At 35.0% G+C, this 18,573-nt stretch carries 11 protein-coding genes, 16 tRNA genes and 1 rRNA gene; all 28 read right to left on the reverse strand.

What is annotated here, in order from left to right; genetic code table 11:
- Positions 1–150: 150 nt before the first annotated feature.
- The 28 genes from DN410_RS24800 to rrf all read right to left on the reverse strand — a co-directional run bounded on the left by DN410_RS24800 (position 151) and on the right by rrf (position 18,482).
- Positions 151–3,498 (reverse strand): leucine-rich repeat domain-containing protein, encoded by a 3,348-nt coding sequence (locus tag DN410_RS24800; protein ID WP_149178443.1) that lies wholly within the window; start codon positions 3,496–3,498, stop codon positions 151–153.
- A gap of 301 nt (positions 3,499–3,799) precedes the next feature.
- Positions 3,800–4,975 carry a sporulation protein YhbH gene (gene yhbH, locus DN410_RS24805; protein ID WP_149178444.1) on the reverse strand — a complete coding sequence of 392 codons (1,176 nt, stop codon included), beginning with the start codon at positions 4,973–4,975 and terminating at the stop codon, positions 3,800–3,802.
- A gap of 451 nt (positions 4,976–5,426) precedes the next feature.
- The gene (locus tag DN410_RS24810) at positions 5,427–7,322 is read right to left on the reverse strand and encodes a PrkA family serine protein kinase (RefSeq protein ID WP_000353280.1); all 1,896 of its coding nucleotides are present in this window, start codon (positions 7,320–7,322) and stop codon (positions 5,427–5,429) included.
- Between the two features lie 394 nt (positions 7,323–7,716).
- The gene (locus DN410_RS24815) at positions 7,717–9,786 is read right to left on the reverse strand and encodes a sensor domain-containing protein (RefSeq protein ID WP_149178445.1); all 2,070 of its coding nucleotides are present in this window, start codon (positions 9,784–9,786) and stop codon (positions 7,717–7,719) included.
- A 127-nt stretch (positions 9,787–9,913) separates the two neighbouring features.
- Positions 9,914–10,402, reverse strand: coding sequence for a tRNA (uridine(34)/cytosine(34)/5-carboxymethylaminomethyluridine(34)-2'-O)-methyltransferase TrmL (gene trmL / locus DN410_RS24820; protein ID WP_000538147.1), 489 nt, complete (start codon positions 10,400–10,402; stop codon positions 9,914–9,916).
- Between the two features lie 58 nt (positions 10,403–10,460).
- Complete coding sequence (locus DN410_RS24825) at positions 10,461–11,348, reverse strand: amidase domain-containing protein (protein ID WP_149178446.1); 888 nt, start codon at positions 11,346–11,348, stop codon at positions 10,461–10,463.
- A gap of 44 nt (positions 11,349–11,392) precedes the next feature.
- Complete coding sequence (queG, locus tag DN410_RS24830; protein ID WP_149178447.1) at positions 11,393–12,535, reverse strand: tRNA epoxyqueuosine(34) reductase QueG; 1,143 nt, start codon at positions 12,533–12,535, stop codon at positions 11,393–11,395.
- Positions 12,536–12,733: 198 nt separating this feature from the next.
- Positions 12,734–12,807, reverse strand: a tRNA-Gly gene (locus DN410_RS24835).
- Between the two features lie 115 nt (positions 12,808–12,922).
- Entirely contained in the window at positions 12,923–13,573 is a 651-nt protein-coding gene (locus DN410_RS24840; RefSeq protein ID WP_149178448.1) for a DsbA family protein, read from the reverse strand.
- A 187-nt stretch (positions 13,574–13,760) separates the two neighbouring features.
- Entirely contained in the window at positions 13,761–14,537 is a 777-nt protein-coding gene (locus tag DN410_RS24845; RefSeq protein WP_000664694.1) for a transglycosylase domain-containing protein, read from the reverse strand.
- 470 nt (positions 14,538–15,007) lie between these two features.
- On the reverse strand, positions 15,008–15,469 hold the full coding sequence (locus DN410_RS24850; RefSeq protein WP_149178449.1) for an NUDIX hydrolase: 462 nt from the start codon (positions 15,467–15,469) through the stop codon (positions 15,008–15,010).
- Positions 15,470–15,616: 147 nt separating this feature from the next.
- The gene (locus DN410_RS24855) at positions 15,617–16,336 is read right to left on the reverse strand and encodes a YebC/PmpR family DNA-binding transcriptional regulator (RefSeq protein ID WP_098269292.1); all 720 of its coding nucleotides are present in this window, start codon (positions 16,334–16,336) and stop codon (positions 15,617–15,619) included.
- Positions 16,337–16,992: 656 nt separating this feature from the next.
- Positions 16,993–17,074: transfer RNA gene (locus DN410_RS24860), tRNA-Leu, on the reverse strand.
- Positions 17,075–17,084: 10 nt separating this feature from the next.
- Positions 17,085–17,155: transfer RNA gene (locus DN410_RS24865), tRNA-Cys, on the reverse strand.
- Positions 17,156–17,169: 14 nt separating this feature from the next.
- Positions 17,170–17,244: transfer RNA gene (locus DN410_RS24870), tRNA-Gly, on the reverse strand.
- Positions 17,245–17,249: 5 nt separating this feature from the next.
- Positions 17,250–17,324: transfer RNA gene (locus DN410_RS24875), tRNA-Gln, on the reverse strand.
- Between the two features lie 63 nt (positions 17,325–17,387).
- A tRNA-His gene (locus tag DN410_RS24880) sits at positions 17,388–17,463 on the reverse strand.
- A gap of 19 nt (positions 17,464–17,482) precedes the next feature.
- Positions 17,483–17,556, reverse strand: a tRNA-Trp gene (locus DN410_RS24885).
- Between the two features lie 7 nt (positions 17,557–17,563).
- A tRNA-Tyr gene (locus DN410_RS24890) sits at positions 17,564–17,647 on the reverse strand.
- Positions 17,648–17,657: 10 nt separating this feature from the next.
- Positions 17,658–17,733, reverse strand: a tRNA-Thr gene (locus tag DN410_RS24895).
- Between the two features lie 18 nt (positions 17,734–17,751).
- Positions 17,752–17,827: transfer RNA gene (locus DN410_RS24900), tRNA-Phe, on the reverse strand.
- A 9-nt stretch (positions 17,828–17,836) separates the two neighbouring features.
- A tRNA-Asp gene (locus DN410_RS24905) sits at positions 17,837–17,912 on the reverse strand.
- 3 nt (positions 17,913–17,915) lie between these two features.
- Positions 17,916–17,992, reverse strand: a tRNA-Met gene (locus DN410_RS24910).
- A 24-nt stretch (positions 17,993–18,016) separates the two neighbouring features.
- Positions 18,017–18,092: transfer RNA gene (locus tag DN410_RS24915), tRNA-Val, on the reverse strand.
- A 5-nt stretch (positions 18,093–18,097) separates the two neighbouring features.
- Positions 18,098–18,172 (reverse strand) — tRNA-Glu (locus tag DN410_RS24920).
- A gap of 17 nt (positions 18,173–18,189) precedes the next feature.
- Positions 18,190–18,281, reverse strand: a tRNA-Ser gene (locus tag DN410_RS24925).
- 2 nt (positions 18,282–18,283) lie between these two features.
- A tRNA-Asn gene (locus DN410_RS24930) sits at positions 18,284–18,358 on the reverse strand.
- A gap of 8 nt (positions 18,359–18,366) precedes the next feature.
- Positions 18,367–18,482: ribosomal RNA gene (gene rrf, locus DN410_RS24935) — 5S ribosomal RNA — on the reverse strand.
- Positions 18,483–18,573: the final 91 nt, after the last annotated feature.

An 18,573-nucleotide genomic window follows, 5' to 3' on the forward strand; every position in this document is an offset into this window, starting at 1 on the left:
ATATCTATATAATATACTATTTTCCACAAAAAGTAAAGTTAAACATACATTGGAAAAGTACTTATTTTACCCCTAATACATGTATACTTTTTCCATTCTTATCCTTCTAATGTATTTACGTTAAAATTACATAATATGATACAACGCTATTTATTTTTTAAATATATTTTTTCTAAACACAAACATACTAAGTGCAGATAAAACTAATGCTAGGCCACCAAATAGAGATACATTACTTTCTTGTCCACCCGTTGCTGCTAAAGATTTCTTACTTTCTTCTTTCTTATTATTAACTTGTTTATCTGATACATTCTCTTTCGCTGCTTGCTGTGCTTGTGTAGGTGCTTGTATCGCTTCATTCTTCTGAACAGTAGCTGTTCCTAATTCATTTGAGCCCTCTGTTTGTTTCTCAACGTTTGCTTCCAGCTCGTTTACATTTTCACCCTCTGTTACAGGTTCACTTGGCTCTCCTTTCGGCTTTTCTACTTCCGCTTCTGGCTCTTCTTTTGGCTTTTCTATTTCCGCTTCTGGCTTACTTGTTTCTTCTTTTGGCTTTTCTATTTCCGCTTCTGGTTTACTTCCTTCTTCTTTCGGTTTCTCTACTTCTGCCTCTGGTTTATTTGGCTCTCCTTTCGACTTTTCTACTTCCGCTTCTGGCTCTTCTTTTGGCTTTTCTACCTCTGCCTCTGTGGCTCTTCTTTTGGTTTTTCCTGGCTCTTCTTTTGGTTTCTCTGCCTCTGCCTCTGGTTTACTCGGCTCTTCTTTTGACTTTTCTACCTCTGCCTCTGGTTTACCTGGCTCTTCTTTCGGCTTTTCTGCCTCTGCCTCTGGTTTACCTGGCTCTTCTTTTGGCTTTTCTGCCTCTGCCTCCGGTTTACCTGGCTCTTCTTTCGGTTTCTCTACTTCTTGCTCTATTTGGTCTAATTTCTCTACAATATTTTGTACAACTTCACCACTAAACCATATACGAAGTCCAAATTGATCCGTCCCATCAAAAGCAAAATCGTATTTCTTCTCACCTTGTGTTGTCCATACGATAGTGCCATCATCTTCATTTAAGATTCCGCCTTCACTTTTCAGCTTAATATCTTCAAGTGGTTCACCTTCTACATCATGAACTGGAATTTTTACTACTTGGTTTACTTGTGCATCTTCTAATTTAATCTTCTGCCTTCTAATATCAATTGTCGACCACTGAGATAATTGGATGATTGGTCTTACATCTTGAATTTCATTTCCAGGAAGCTTTAAACCAATTAATTCTAACATTGAAGAAAAAACAGAAATATCTTTAATTTTATTATCCGATAAATCTAACCACTGTAAATTTGCTAATTTACTTAATGGCGTTACATCTACTACTTTATTTCCTATAATTTCAAGTGAGTTTAACTTATTTATCTTACTGATTTCCTCTAAACCACTAATATTATTATGATTTACTATCAATTGGTCTAATTCATTTAATTGAGAAATTCCTTCAAGATCCGCATTACCAATTTTATTATTAGATATATTCAACATCTTTAAAGTGTTTATTTTGAATAATTCCTTAGCATTTTTAACATTATTATTGCTTATATTTAATTTTTCAAGTTGTGTTAATGAACTTATCGGCTTCATATCTTCAATTTCATTATTAGATAAATCTACTATTTTCAAGCTTCTCAAACTCGAGATAAAACTCGTATTTTTCAATCCAAAGTTCTGTAGCGTAAGCTCTTCCAGGTTTGTCATAAACTCTAGTCCACCAACATCTGTTATTCCTTGCTTCTCCCCATCAGCCATTGTAAATTTCTTAATTGTTAATAAATCTTCCTTTGTAATAGGCATATCTAAATTTTTTCTCTCAAAATTATGTTTGTTCATATATCGTTTTAAGTTTTTATCTTTGATTACATTGTCACTTTCCTCACGTTGTTCAACAATTTTTTGAACTACCATTCCATGGAATCTTATATTGCTTTCAGCAGGAGTAGTTTCCAACTTGAATTCATACATTTTTTCCCCTAAGCTATTCCACTTTATAAATCCATTTGTAATACTTCCACTCTCACTCTTCCATTGAATGGTTTGAATAGGCTCGCCTTTTAAATCGTATACAGGAATTGCGATATTACTATTTACATAACTTTCATCTAAAAAGACTTTTTGCCTTTGGACATCTATACGAATTTTTTTGCCCAATTCTTGTATAGGTCTTATATCACGAATCTCATTTGTTGCAAGCTTTAAGTCATATAAATTCTTCAAACTGCTCAGCGATGATATGTCGGAAACATAATTTTCTTCTAAGTTTAATGATTGCAAACCAGTTAATTTAGATAATGACGCAATATCTTTTATTTCATTATTTTTCAGATTAAGTTCCGTCAAACTATCCAGGTTACTAATAGGTTCAATATTTTCAATTCCATTATTTTCAGCAACTAAAGTGCTTAACTTATTTAATTGCTCAATACTTGTAAAATCACGAACCTGATTAAAACTAATATATAATTTTCTTAAATTTGATAATGTATACAGCGGCTTAATATCTTTGATCTTATTACTTGTTAAATCGATTGTTCGAACTTTTTTCAGTTGCTTTAACGGTGTTATATCAACAATTTTATTATTTTGTAAATGAAGTGTCTCTAATCTTTCTAGGTTTGCAATCGGTTCAATGTTTTCAATCTTATTACTGGAAAGACTAACTTGTTTTAATTTCTTCAACTGTGAAATTGCCCCTATATTTCGCACTTCAGATTCTTCTAGTGTTAACTTCTCTAGATTCTCCATATGCTCTAAACCTTTTAAACTACTAATCCCTTTTCCAGAGTATATGATTAATTCTTTGACTTCAGCTAAATCTTCTTTTTTTATAGATTCGTTTACATCTTTTCTGTTTAATGCATACTTATTAATCGCCTGTTGTAATTTTTTATCTACTATTACATTTTGTGTTCCATCATTTTGTTGTTCTTGTTCATCATCATTATCCTCTATATCATCATCTTCTACATATGTTTTTAAGTTCACATCAAAATCTACTTGGAACTTCTTATCATATCCTAAAGTTGGAATTAAAATATGCATTTGCATACCGTATCTTTTTCCTAATTCCTTCACCTCAAACTGTATAACTTTCGTCCCATGCTTTCTTTTATCCTCTGATAATACTTTCACATCTTGGAATACACCCGGATTGTTCGCATCTTCAACCTTAAGATATTCAAAGAAATCACTATCTTTTAATGTCGCCGTGATAATCCTTTTTCCATTTTCAATCGTTAATTTAGGATTTTTCATATAAACCGTTGCATATGATTCTTCATCTGAATTCTGTTTGTATGCTTTAATTACAGCATCCAAAGCATATTTATTTAAATTCTGTCCATCCTTACTTTCTGCCGCTACAGTAAACGCCAATGCCGGTGTCGAATATACCGCAAACGGCAACGACAGCGTCGCAGCTATTAACATTGCATTTATATGTTTTCTTTTATTTTTGTTCATTTTGATAGCTCCTTCAAATTATATAAAATGCTATTTCTTAACATTAAAATTAAACGTTATTTATTTTTTAACTAATTCTCTTCCTAAAATAAATATGATCATTGCGACTATAACAAGCACCATCTATACAATAAAAAACTTTTTCTTTAACATCTAATTTATTTTCTTTTCAACTTTACATCTCCTCCAAATTATATAAATCAAAATGTAATTATACCTCGAATAAATGATAATGATTTTCATTATCATTGTCAACTAAAAAAATAAAAAGTTTACAAAAAAATAACCCCGTAAAAAGGGGTTATGCCATTCTCTCACCTGATTCTTCCCTAAAAAAGCTTTTCATCGCATGGAATACATCTGCTTTTTGCTTTAAAATATAATATCTAAAGTTCTCATCTTTAATATTTTTATAGGCTGACATGAGTGTACTGTGACGATTATACTGATTCACTTCTCCATACCCAAACATGTTACACTTCTTCATTAACTCTTCAACAAGCTTTACACATCTAGCATTATCTGATGTTAAATTATCACCGTCTGAAAAATGGAATGGATAAATATTATAGCGATCCGGTGAATATTTATTATCGATTAACTCAATTGCTTTTTTGTATACAGAAGAACATATCGTTCCGCCACTTTCTCCTTTTGAGAAAAACTCTTCTTCTGTGACGACTTTCGCTTCTGTATGGTGAGCAATAAATTCAATATCAACTGTTTCATACTTTGTGCGTAAAAATCTCGTCATCCAGAAAAAGAAACTACGTGCCATATATTTCTCCCATATTCCCATCGATCCACTCGTATCCATCATCGCTAATACAACCGCTTTTGAATCTGGCTTTAACACTTCATTCCAAGTGCGGAACTTTAAATCTTCTTGATGAATTGGATGGAAAGATGCTTTACCACGCATTGCATTTCGTTTATATGCAGAGATCATCGTTCGCTTCTTATCAATGTTTCCCCATAATCCGGTTTTTCTAATATCATTAAATTCAATGTGTTCAATCCGGTTTTCATCCATTTCTTTTCTCTTTAAATTAGGTAGCTCTAATTCTTTGAAAAATGCTTGCTCTAATTCTAAAATAGAGACTTCAGCCTCATAGTAATCTTCTCCAGCTGCATCTCCCGCACCTTGCCCTTTTCCTGGTCCCTTTTGCTTTTGGCCACCTGATCCATCTCTCGCAACGACATCACCAACTTTGCTATCACCATTTCCTTGCCCAACATGTTTATTTTTATCATAATTGTATCTAATCTTATATTCATCTAAAGAACGAATTGGTATTTTTACAACATCCTTGCCATTAGACATCACTATACTTTCTTCTGTTACAAGGTCTGGTAAATTATTTTTAATTGCCTCTTGCACTTTTTCTTGATGGCGTTGTTGGTCGTCATATCCTTTGCGATGGAGGGACCAGTTTTCCTGTGAGATCGTATAATTTGGTTGATTTTCTTCGCCCATTCCTTTCCCTCCTTACTGTAATTGTCTTTCCCTATGAACAGCAATCTATAAATTTTGTTCTGTAATGTGTAAGCTAGAATATTGGAAAAATAACTGTCCATCGAAAATCATCCCATAAACATATATAACGTTTTTCATACAATACTCCGAGCATCCTAAACAAAATTTTGCCACTCACATAATAGAAATAACATTTAACCGTCGATAAGAAAGAAACACAATGCACTGTTGCACACATTTTCACTTTGCAACATATTGTATTGTGTTGGCTTTTTTCGTATGAATGGTTGGTTACTCTATCATATGCATATCGGAAAAATAATTGACAATAAATTCATAAAATTGCATCTTAATTTATTATATTCGGACAAGGTATGACACTTTATACACATATGAACGGATAATAAAACGCTGTCCCGCAAAATACAAGAGACAGCGTTTTGTTATCAAACTATCGATTTAGAAGGCTACCTACATAGCGTAATAATTCATTTGCTGAAGAAGAATTATAGCCGTGCTCATCAATTAAACGTGCAACCACATCATTGATTTTCTTCAACTGATTTTCGTCTGGTGTTTTCGTTGATGTTGTAATTTTCACTATATCTTTTAAATCAGCAAATAGCTTCTTCTGAATCGCTTCACGAAGACGTTCGTGTGAATTATAATCGAAACGTTTCCCTTTACGTGCATAAGCAGAAATGCGAATTAATATTTCTTCCCGGAATGCTTTCTTAGCATTTTCTGAGATTCCAATTTGCTCCTCAATCGAGCGCATTAATTTTTCATCTGGACTCATTTCTTCCCCTGTTAACGGATCACGTAATTTCGACTTATTGCAGTACGCCTCAACGTTATCTAAGTAATTATCCATAAGTGTCTTAGCGGATTCTTCGTACGAATAAACAAACGCTTTTTGTACTTCTTTCTTAGCGATTTCATCGTATTCTTTTCTCGCTAATGAGATGAAATTCATATAACGCTCTCGGTCTTCATTACTAATCGATGGATGCTGATCCAACCCATCTTTTAACGATCTAAGCACATCTAGGGCGTTAATAGACGGTACCTCTTTTCGAATAATTGTAGAAGAAATTCGGTTAATAACGTAACGAGGGTCAATACCTTTCATACCTTCATCTTGATATTCGCGTTGCAGCTCCTCTACATCAATCGCATTATAGCCTTCTACCGTTTCTCCATCATACAAACGCATCTTTTTAATTAAATCAATATCTGGACGCTTCGGATCTTTCAAACGAGTTAAAATCGTAAACATCGCTGCAACGCGAAGTGTATGCGGTGCAATGTGCACATCGGACACGTCACTTTCACGAATCATTTTTTCATAAATATGTTCTTCTTCACTAACCCGTAAATTGTATGGGACCGGCATGACGATAATACGCGAATGTAATGCTTCATTTTTCTTATTTGCTATGAAAGAACGATACTCTGTTTCATTCGTATGCGCTACGATTAATTCATCTGCTGAAATAAGCGCAAACCTACCTGCTTTGAAGTTTCCTTCTTGCGTAAGTGATAATAAATGCCATAAAAATTTCTCATCACATTTTAACATCTCTTGGAATTCCATCATCCCACGGTTTGCCTTATTCAATTCTCCATCAAAGCGATACGCACGAGGGTCTGATTCTGAACCGTATTCTGCAATTGTAGAGAAGTCAAGACTGCCTGTTAAGTCAGCAATATCTTGTGACTTCGGATCTGAAGGACTAAATGTACCAATTCCTGTACGGCGATCTTCTGAGAAGAAAATACGCTCTACAACTACATCCTCAATTCTTGACCCATATTCTTGTTCTAAACGCATCACATTTAATGGTGAGAGATTCCCTTCAATTCTTACTCCATACTCATCAAAGAAATCATCACGTAAATGATGCGGAATTAAATGCAGTGGATCTTCATGCATTGGGCAGCCTTTAATCGCAAAAATTGCTCCGCGATCTGTACGTGAATATGTTTCCAATCCTCGTTTCAACATCGTAACTAAAGTTGATTTACCACCACTAACAGGACCCATTAATAATAATATACGTTTTCTAACATCTAATCGTTTGGCAGATGGATGAAAATATTCTTCTACAAGGCGTTCCAAAGCATCCTCTAATCCAAATAGCTGATTACTAAAGAAGTTATACTTTCTTCTACCATCTACTTCTTCAATGCCAGCATCTTTTATCATATTGTAAATGCGAGAGTGTGCTGTTTGAGCCACCCATGGTCTTTCTTTCACAAGCTCCAAATACTCCGCAAACGTACCTTCCCATTGTAAGCGTTCTTCTGCTTCTCGATGTTGTTCAATTTTCTTTAGAATATCCATTATAGCTCCTCCCCCATCTCCTTGTTCAATCGGATTATTATAAAAGGTATGCTAGGATGTCCTTAAACATTCTTTAAATCAAAACGAAATATATAATCGTGCAATAAAATTCTCTCCAAAATTCAAAGAAAATTCTGTATAATAAAGATATTAAAGATTTCACACCGCTATTCATTTTAAATTAATTCTTTTCTTCTAAGAACCTTACATACATTTCGAGTAGTTAATAAAATTCGCAAACCGAAAAAGTAGGGGGAATATTAATATGAAATTACTATTAATTTTAGGTGTATCACTCACATTTCTTACAGCCATTTTCACATCTGGTTACAACGATAAACCAGGTACACATAAAAAGTGATGTGCTTTTTAGCACATCACTTTTTTGTATCAATTATTTATAATATACATTCTCCACATCATGCTTTGATAAAGGACGGCTATAATAATAACCTTGTACGAGTTTCACATTCTTTTCCTTCAAAAATTGGACTTGCTCCACTTTTTCTACTCCTTCTGCAATTACATTCAATCCTAAAGTATGAGCTAAATGAATAATCGCAGCCGTAATATTTGTATCACGTTCATCTATATGTATACCTTCCATAAAAGAACGATCGATTTTTAAAGTATCAATTGGATATGTTTTTAAATAACTTAAAGATGAATACCCGGTTCCAAAATCATCTAAATGAATCTTTACATTTTGTTCTTTTAATTGTAGCAACACTCTTTTCGATAAATCTTTATGTATAAGAGCTCCTTCTGTAACTTCTATTCCTAATAAATGAGGTGGTACATTATACTTATTTAGAGCTCTTGTAATCATTTCAATTAATGTAATAGAACGAAAATGCCTAGCTGAAATATTCACTGCAATTGGGACAACTTCATAGTCCTTATTTAGCCATTCACGTATTTGTTTACACACTTGATTCACTACCCATTCATCAAGCTTAATAATAAATCCGGTTCTTTCTGCTAGCGGAATAAATTTACTAGGTGAAACAAATCCTAGCTCCTTATTTTCCCATCTTATTAAAGCTTCCATACTAGCTATTTTTTTCGTCTCAATATTAACTTGCGGTTGATAATATAAGAAAAACTCATTTTTCTCTATAGCTCGATATAACTGGTTTTCTATTATAAACCTTTGTTCACGTTCACAATCTAATCCTTTACAATAAAAATGGTAATGCCCTTTTCCTTTTTCCTTCGCTTTTTCTAGGGCAGCATCTACTCTTTGAAAAAGTATTTTTTCATCTTCTCCATCTGTTGGTGCCATTACAATTCCAATGGACGCACTTAAATACACGTCCTCTTCTTCTATTACAAAATAATTACTAATGTTTTTTAATATGTTTTTTGCAACTTCCTCTACATATTCTTTCGTTATATTTTCTATTAACATAACAAATTGGTCATCATGCTCTCTAAATAAATGCATACCTTCTATTTGTAGATTGCTCAAACATTCTGTAACTTTTTGTAATACTTTATCTCCTTCTTTATGACCAAATGTATCATTAATAAGGTGAAACTCATCTAAATCAATAAAAACAAGCGCAAAATTTATATTCTCATTTAAAAAAACATTTAACTTATTTGTACATGAAATTCTATTCATTAACCCTGTTAATTGATCATAATAAGCTAAATATTCCGTTCGCTTCTCATTTAATACTTGCCTCGTAACATCTCTTGTAACAATATACACCCCAACAATTTCCCCGTTCACAATAATTGGGATAGTTCTCAAAGAAATATATAACTCGTACCCTTCTTTATGAACATATTTCTTTGAAACGATTTGTGTTGCCCTTCCTTGTAAAGCTTCCTTAAATATCATTTGAAAGTCTTTTTCATATTCTTTATTAACAAATTTAAAAATAAACTTATTACTTAATTCTTCATACCGGTATCCAAATATTTCATACGTTACCGGATTTGCATATGTAATTTTACCTATAGAATCTATAGATATAATAGAGTCATTATTATATTCAAGTAATGACTTAAATAACATTTGTTTTTCTTCTATTTCTACTTTCTCCTCAATCTGAGCTGTAATATCCCTTGTAATACAAATAATAAACTGGCATATCCCTTCTTCATCGTATACAGGATTAAGTGACGACTCATAGTGTAGATTACCAGTTGATAAACTAATCACATCACAAAAAGTATGTGCTCTCGCTTCTCGTATTACTTGAGTATATTGCCTTTGTAAGATTCTCGCTTTGTCTACTGACAATACTTCCGTAAACGTTTTTCCATAGCACTCTTCGCTTAGCTTCGCATAATCCATGCCTATTTTATTCACATAAATATATTTAAAAGTTTCATCATCGATAACTTTCACAATAAACACTAAATCTTGAATAGCATGTAACAGTCCCTGCCTTACTAAATCCATATCTATCATACTTAAAAAGGTATTTTGATTATTATATTGTTCCTTCATATTTATCTCAACCCGTCTTATCTATTTTTAATCATATATCCCATTCTATATGAATATGTACCCTTTTTAAAATGTATGATTGCATATTATTTTTATTTTTAGAAAAAAAGTCGCCAAATGGCGACTTTTAATAAACGATTTCTAAATCTAATCCTGGATAATTTTGTTGACGGAACGCTTCATAAATTAAAATTGCTGCTGTATTAGATAAATTTAATGAGCGCACTTTATCAGTCATTGGAATACGTAAACAATGATCGAAGTTTTCTTCGATTACATTAGCTGGTAAGCCATTTGTTTCTCTTCCAAATACAAAATAGTAATCCTTCTCACGCTTGCTATAGTCAAACGCTGTATGAGCTTTCTCGCCATACTTTGTTAAATAGAAGAATTCACCATCTTTATTTTTTTCATAAAATTCTTCAATTGAATCATAATACGTAATCTTCACGTGCTGCCAATAATCTAATCCTGCACGCTTTAACATTTTATCATCCGTTGAAAATCCAAGCGGTCTAATCAAATGTAATTCTGTTCCAGTTGCTGCACAAGTACGAGCAATATTTCCTGTATTTGCTGGAATTTCTGGTTGATATAAAACAACATGTACTCCCACGCGATATTCACCTCTGTTTTTTGTCTACTACGTATTATACCACTTGAGCGAAAAATCTCTACCCATTAATAATATGAAAGAATTTATATTTCATTTGTGGTGTATATTTACTAGAATCTTCATAATTCCAATAACGACGACGGCTATTCGCTGAATGTGCATTTACAAGTGGCATACCATCTGCGTCTTTTGCTACTACAATTGTCGTATGATTCCATCTACCATCATCTTCGAAATCGTAAGCAATGACATCTCCAAGAATAAGATCTTCTGGCCTTTCGACAGCTTCTGCTCGAAGACCTGTTGTAGCACCTGACAAATACCAATAAAAAGAATGTGCGACAGCCCAGCTCCAGCTCCACTGATTTTCCCTTTGCCACCATCCTTTACGAATATTAGGATATCCATTCATTGGTACTTCTCCCGTATGAAGACATTGTGAAATAAAATTCGTGCAATTATCAGGAAAATTGCGATATATAGGGTTTCGGTCATCCCACCAACGCTCGGCATATTTCACTGCCTCTAAACGATTATACTGATAAGAACCGTACTTCTCTTTCACAACTTCCCTTTCTAACGTCTCACCTATCCCAATTTCTTTTAACACTTCAATAGCATAATCACCTATTACACGCTTATTCTTTAAACAAACTCTTCGTTTTAATTGTTCCTCTTCGATATAAAATAATTCTTTATGCCTAATTAAATATTTCAAATGTATCTGATAATCAATTTCTTGATGATTACTACTATTTAATTGTCTAATGAAAGAAACATCCGCAGTTGCTTTCACTATATGTGCACTACGTTTTTGAAACAAGTGTTTCTTTCTCTGTGCTATTTGTAATAAATCTTCAGCAATACCATCCACATTCGTTCTTTTCTCCGTTATATATGCTAAAAATTGTTGCACTTGGTTTTCAATCTTCGTTTTTACAACCATTCTTTCTCCCTCCCATATTACAATATGAAAAAGGGAAATATTATCTACTCTTTTTTCTGCGCTAACAATTCAAGCCCGCGATTCATTTCATGAAGAACCTCTTCATCTTTCTCACGCTGTATCGCTTTTTCAATCGCTTCGCCTACTCCGTCACCGCCAATTTTCCCAAGAGCCCACGCTGCAGTTCCACGAAGTACTGGTCTTGGATCATCTTTCATAACACCAATTAAATCAGGAATTGCTGACGCTTCTTTAAAATGTGCAAGTGCTAAAATTGCATTACGTTGCAATGGCTTTTTACCTCTCCATGATCCTGACATGATACCATATTTCTCTTTAAAATCACGATTACTAATTGTTAAAAGTGGTGTTAATAACGGTTTAACTAACTCAGGATCTGGCTCCATTTCAGGGTGATTATGAAAATCCATTCCTTTATTTTTCGGACAAACCGTCTGACATGTATCACATCCATATATACGATTCCCTATTTTATCGCGGTATTCTTCAGGTAGGAATCCTTTCGTCTGTGTTAAAAATGCAATACATTTCTTCGAATCTAACTGCCCGCCCTGTATTAAAGCACCTGTAGGACAAATATCAATACATTTCGTACAGCTTCCACATTGATCTTCTATTGGCTGATCTGGTGGGAATGGAACGTTTGTAATCATTTCTCCTAAGTATACGTATGAACCAAATTCAGGTGTAATAATAGAGCAGTTTTTACCGCTCCATCCTATACCTGCACGCTCTGATACAGCACGATCACTTAACTCACCTGTATCAACCATTGACTTTACTTCTATCTCTGGAAGCTTTTCAATTAAATATGCCTCTAACTTTTGCAAACGATCTCGTAAAACAAGGTGATAATCTTGTCCCCATGAAGCACGACAAAATATTCCACGACGCTCTCCTCTTTTGCTTAACGGTGCATTTTTTAATTTAGAAGGATATGCCAAAGCAATCGCAATAATTGATTTCGCTCCAGGTAATAAAAGCTGTGGATTCGTTCTCTTCTCTATATCAGGTTCTTCAAATCCAGACTGATAATTTAATTGTTGCTGCTGGATTAAACGCTGCTTTAACTCCTCAAACGGGGAAGCACTCGCAAAACCTATTTTATCTATACCAATTGTTTTACTATACGCAATTACATCTTGCTTTAATTGTTCAAAGTCCATTTCAATCGCCTCCTCAGATGAATCCATGCCTTATGTAACACTCTATTGGTTAGCAATTCACTTTTGGAATACTATTCTTTACTTCTATTTTCGCATACAATTATGCTTTTCAAACATTAAAAAACGCAATGCCTCGTTTATCTTGGAAACGAAACACTGCGTTGATCACAATTTATTAGAAAAATATTAAATAAAGTTTGGAGCGGGTGAAGAGAATCGAACTCTCGACCAGAGCTTGGAAGGCTCTTGTTTTACCACTAAACTACACCCGCAAATATGAATTACATATAAGATATTAGAATAACTTATGTAAAGTAGTATAGCATGTAAAAAAAACGGAAGCAAGAATTTTATCGAAAAAAGTCGAAAAAGTGATGAGAGACCTCATCACTTTTTCAATTCTTTATCAATTGCCTTCTTCATACTATCGAAATCAGGGTTTGCAAGATTTCCGTTTACATATACTGAAGGAGCCCCTTGAACTTTTAATTTTTGAGCACGATCTGAATCTTTACGTACTTTCTCTGTAATTTCTTTACTATGTAAATCTTTCTTAAATTTCTCTACATCAACTTTTGGAAGTTTCTCTTTCACAATGTTAAGAAGCAACTCTTCTGTAATCCATTCTTCCGTATCTTTCTTTTGACTTTGATAAATTTCATCATAGAAAACCCAGAATGAATCTTGATCTTGTTTATAAATTGCTTCACCAGCTGCTGCACCTAAATCAGAGTCTTTTCCGATAAATGGGAAGTTAATAAAGTATAACTGCACTTTACCTTTATCAATATACTCTTCTTTTAATCGTGGTAATACTGTTACATCCCAAGTACGACAAGCAGGACATTTGAAGTCTCCAAATTCAACTACCTTAACCGGAGCATCATCTTTCCCTAAAGATTGTTGTGTGGAATAAGCAAACATCTCATTCCCTTTATCTTTTTTGTCATTTATGATGCTATACGCAATTGTTCCAATTACAATCAATACTGCGATAGAAAAAACTATACCAAGAGCCATGAGTTTATTTGATTTCATATACATTCCTCTTTAAATTCATATTCTGTATACAGCATTGTACACAATACACATAATATCAACACTTACATATGTCACGCAATGAACACGCTCACATAAATTACAAAAATACAACAATTGTGACGATATTGTGTCACAATTTGTCACAATTTATTCAAAAAAAGAAGCTCCTCTGTAGGAACTTCTCTTAACTGACAGCTTTTTCACGAGCGTTATTTAACATCGATTGTTCTGTTTTTATATCATGACGAATTACTAATTTCTCACTAACTGCTTGCACATACTCATCATGATTGATATAGCCTTCTTTCTCCATCAACCTCAAAACGACATTTCGTCTCTCGACGGCCTTATCATAATTTTGGGCAGGCGAGTAATAAGCAGGTGCTTTTACTACAGCAGCCATCATTGCACTTTCAGCTAAAGTTAATTGATCCACCTTTTTGCCGAAGTAAAGATTTGCTGCTTTTTCAATCCCCCATGCGCCTTCTCCGTAATAAATATTACTTACATACAATTTTAAAATTTCATCCTTCGTAAATGTGCGTTCAATTTTTTTCGTATAAAAAATCTCTTTCCACTTACGAGAAAATGTACGTTCATTAGTTAAAAAAGCATTTTTAGATAGCTGCTGTGTAATCGTGCTTCCTCCTTGCACAACACCACCAGCTTTTATATTCTCAATAGAAGCCCTGATAATTGCTATATAGTCTAAACCATTATGATGATAAAACCTTTTATCTTCCGTCGCAATAAATGCGTGTGTTACTGACTCTGGTACTTCTAACTTAGCAGGTACATGTAATTTACTAATATCACTTCGCTCAATCATTACATTTCCAACGAATAATAATGCAAAACTTAACAATAATAATAATATAATGGCTTTATAAAAAAATTTAGTTAATGGATTTAATGCAACTTTTTGATGATAGTTCACTCTAGATAATACTCGTTCTTTCATCTTGAACACCTCTTTTCCACACAGCATATATAACTCTTACCTTAAGGATACTTTGTTGTAAAAGAATCTCCCATCGATTTCTCTTACACATACCTTACAACATTGTAAGGTGTAAAAATGTATTGTATCACAGTCCTTTTTTATCTACTATTCATATGAAATGTTGAATATACATCGATTAAAACCTTAAGAACCAATAAAGTTGTAAAAAGTAAGGTCTTTATACTTCCCTTGATTCCACTTTATTCTTTTATTATATCATCTACAAATTGCTACTTTTAAACATCTAGTAATCTAATTATATATGATACATTACTATTATACAGAACAAACGTTCCTTAAATCAATCATAGATAAATAAAACCCTTATTAATTAAAACTTCACATTATTATTGTGACCTTTTTCTAAAACAGTATACATAAAGAAAAGGTTAGCGATTTGAGGTATCCTCAAATCACTAACCTTTCCTTTACAACCTCCCTATGAGATTATATGGCTGAACTTCCCATGTTTCGTATGGAATAAAATGTGTTGCTTTCATCGCATCCAGTGTCCTTGATTTCATATGAGGACGCGTTATATACTCATCAATGTTTCCATCGTTTAATGCAACAAATTTAGCCTCTTTAATTTCTTCAGGCTGAATTTTTATTTCACCGCTAACATATGCCACTTTAAACACAACAGCTAAAATATGCATAGAAGCGTTATAATACACGCCTGTAATCCCAATAGGCTCCACCGTTAAGCCCGTTTCCTCCATTATCTCTCTACAAACAGCTTGATCAAGTGCTTCTCCCTCTTCTACTTGCCCTCCAGGCATTTCCCACGTATCAGCTCGCCAGTGTACTTTCGTTAAAAGTACCTCATTCTTTTCATTTGTTAAATAGCCTGCTACAGCAACGATATGCTTTGGTGTTTTATGTTCCATTTTAATCCTCCTAGAAATATTGATTATTTCATATATCCCTATAAGAATATTCCCTTTCTACAACAAAATACCTTTAATAATTCATCACCTTAATTAACTTCATAAAAAAAGCCCCTATCCGTTAAAAGATAAGGGGCTTCTATCATATTATTCTCCTAAGTCTACGTTATGGTAAACTTGTTGTACATCTTCTAAGTCTTCTAATGCATCAACCATTTTTTCAAATTGTGTTTGTGCATCTTCAGGAAGTGTTACATCATTTTGTGCAAGCATTGTTAATTCTGCAACTGTAAACTCCTCAACACCAGCATCTTTAAGTGCTGATTGTACTGAATGGAATTGATCAGGTTCAGCATACACGATAACAGCATCTTCTTCTTCTAGAATGTCACGTGCATCCACATCTGCTTCCATTAAAATTTCAAGAACTTCGTCTGATGTTTTACCTTCAAGACCAATAACAGCTGTCGCATCAAACATGTAAGCTACAGAACCGTTTACGCCCATGTTACCACTGTTTTTGCTAAATGCAGCTCGTACATCTGCAGCAGTGCGGTTTACGTTATTTGTTAATGTATCTACAATTACCATAGCTCCATTTGGTCCAAAGCCTTCGTAACGAAGCTCGTCATAATTTTCTTCTGAGCCGCCTTTTGCTTTTTCAACTGCACGATCAATAATTGTTCTTGGTACATTGTATGTTTTTGCACGCTCTAATACGACTCTAAGCGCTTGGTTTGATTCTGGATCTGGCTCGCCTTGTTTTGCTGCCACATAAATTTCACGCCCAAATTTCGCATATATACGGCTTGTATTTGCATCTTTTGATGCTTTTTTGTCTTTAATGTTGTTCCATTTACGGCCCATACTTTCCACTCTCTTTCCCGTTTTAAATCTACATAAAGATATTAATATGAAATATAATGCGTATTCAACACATTTTTAAAAGAAATATAAAAAGTTCATTTTTGATTCATATTACAGACATAATATAAATCACTATCATTTTGTTCTTTCGACAAGTTATATTATACATGAATTCCTACGTTTATTACGAATTTTAGAATCACATAACATAATTTAGCAAAAAAGACTCTAATATTTCTGTTAGAGTCTTTTTACATCGCCGATACCAATGGTCGGGGTCGAACCGACATTCCCAAAGGAACACGATTTTGAGTCGGTTATAGGATTTAATCCTCACCTCAACCCATCAGAAATATCGATTTATATACGTTCTTGAACATTTAATTTTAATTTAAACAAAATTATCACATACGACTATCTTATAAACGAATATATTTCGTTTACAAGGGTTCATCAAGTTGAGTAGTTTGACATAAAACGAGCTTCTTCCTTTTGCAGCATATTATTGCCCTTACAAAAAACACTACGATATACAAGAGAGTGTTTACACTTTATCTATAATATAGAGCGATAATTTATTAAACCTTTTTCTTCTAAGAACACGAAAAAACGGCTCCTACTGAACGTAAGAGCCGTTTAAATCAACGTTTGTTTGATACCGATGGTCGGGGTCGAACCGACACTCCCGAAGGAACACGATTTTGAGTCGTGCGCGTCTGCCAATTCCGCCACATCGGCACAAAAGAAAAGGCGGCAACCGGATTTGAACCGGTGATAAAGGTTTTGCAGACCTCTGCCTTACCACTTGGCTATGCCGCCATATGAAATTTTATTGGAGCGGAAGACGGGATTCGAACCCGCGACCCCAACCTTGGCAAGGTTGTATTCTACCACTGAACTACTTCCGCAAAAATGGCTGGGCTAGCTGGATTCGAACCAGCGCATGACGGAGTCAAAGTCCGTTGCCTTACCGCTTGGCTATAGCCCATCGAATTCTTACTTAATTATATGTAAGTATCCATTAGATTATTTGTAATTTTTAAAATGAAAATGGGGCGACTGATGGGAATCGAACCCACGAATGCCGGAGCCACAATCCGGTGCGTTAACCACTTCGCCACAACCGCCATGTTGTGTAAATATATTTGGCAGGGGCAGTAGGAATCGAACCCACACTGGAGGTTTTGGAGACCTCAGTTCTACCTTTAAACTATGCCCCTATGTAAATGGTGGAGGGGGGCAGATTCGAACTGCCGAACCCGAAGGAGCGGATTTACAGTCCGCCGCGTTTAGCCACTTCGCTACCCCTCCGAAACTTACATGGTGCCGGCTAGAGGACTTGAACCCCCAACCTACTGATTACAAGTCAGTTGCTCTACCAATTGAGCTAAGCCGGCGTATTTTATTAAAATAAATGGTGGCTCGGGACGGAATCGAACCGCCGACACGAGGATTTTCAGTCCTCTGCTCTACCGACTGAGCTACCGAGCCTTATTAAAATGGCGGTCCCGACCGGGGTCGAACCGGCGATCTCCTGCGTGACAGGCAGGCATGTTAACCACTACACCACGGGACCATTTGGTTGCGGGGACAGGATTTGAACCTGCGACCTTCGGGTTATGAGCCCGACGAGCTACCGTGCTGCTCCACCCCGCGACAATACTATTCATATAAGTTATATGGTGGAGGATGACGGGATCGAACCGCCGACCCCCTGCTTGTAAGGCAGGTGCTCTCCCAGCTGAGCTAATCCTCCAAAAGTGGTGACCCGTACGGGATTCGAACCCGTGTTACCGCCGTGAAAGGGCGGTGTCTTAACCACTTGACCAACGGGCCAAATATTATAAATCCTATGGCGGAGAGCAAGGGATTCGAACCCTTGATACGCTTGTGACGTATACACGATTTCCAATCGTGCTCCTTCGGCCAACTCGGACAGCTCTCCAATGGCTCCGCAGGTAGGAATCGAACCTACGACCGATCGGTTAACAGCCGATAGCTCTACCGCTGAGCTACTGCGGAATAATATTGCCTGGCAACGTCCTACTCTCACAGGGACAAGGTCCCAACTACCATCGGCGCTAGAGAGCTTAACTTCCGTGTTCGGTATGGGAACGGGTGTGACCTCTCTGCCATCATTACCAGACATTATTCTTTTGAGACAATCATTATTATAACTTATTCACTTTAAAAGTCAACAAGTTTTTTTATGTTCTCTCAAAACTAGATAACATTGC

This window comes from Bacillus sp. SH5-2 (assembly GCF_008368905.1).
Lineage (GTDB): Bacteria > Bacillota > Bacilli > Bacillales > Bacillaceae_G > Bacillus_A > Bacillus_A luti.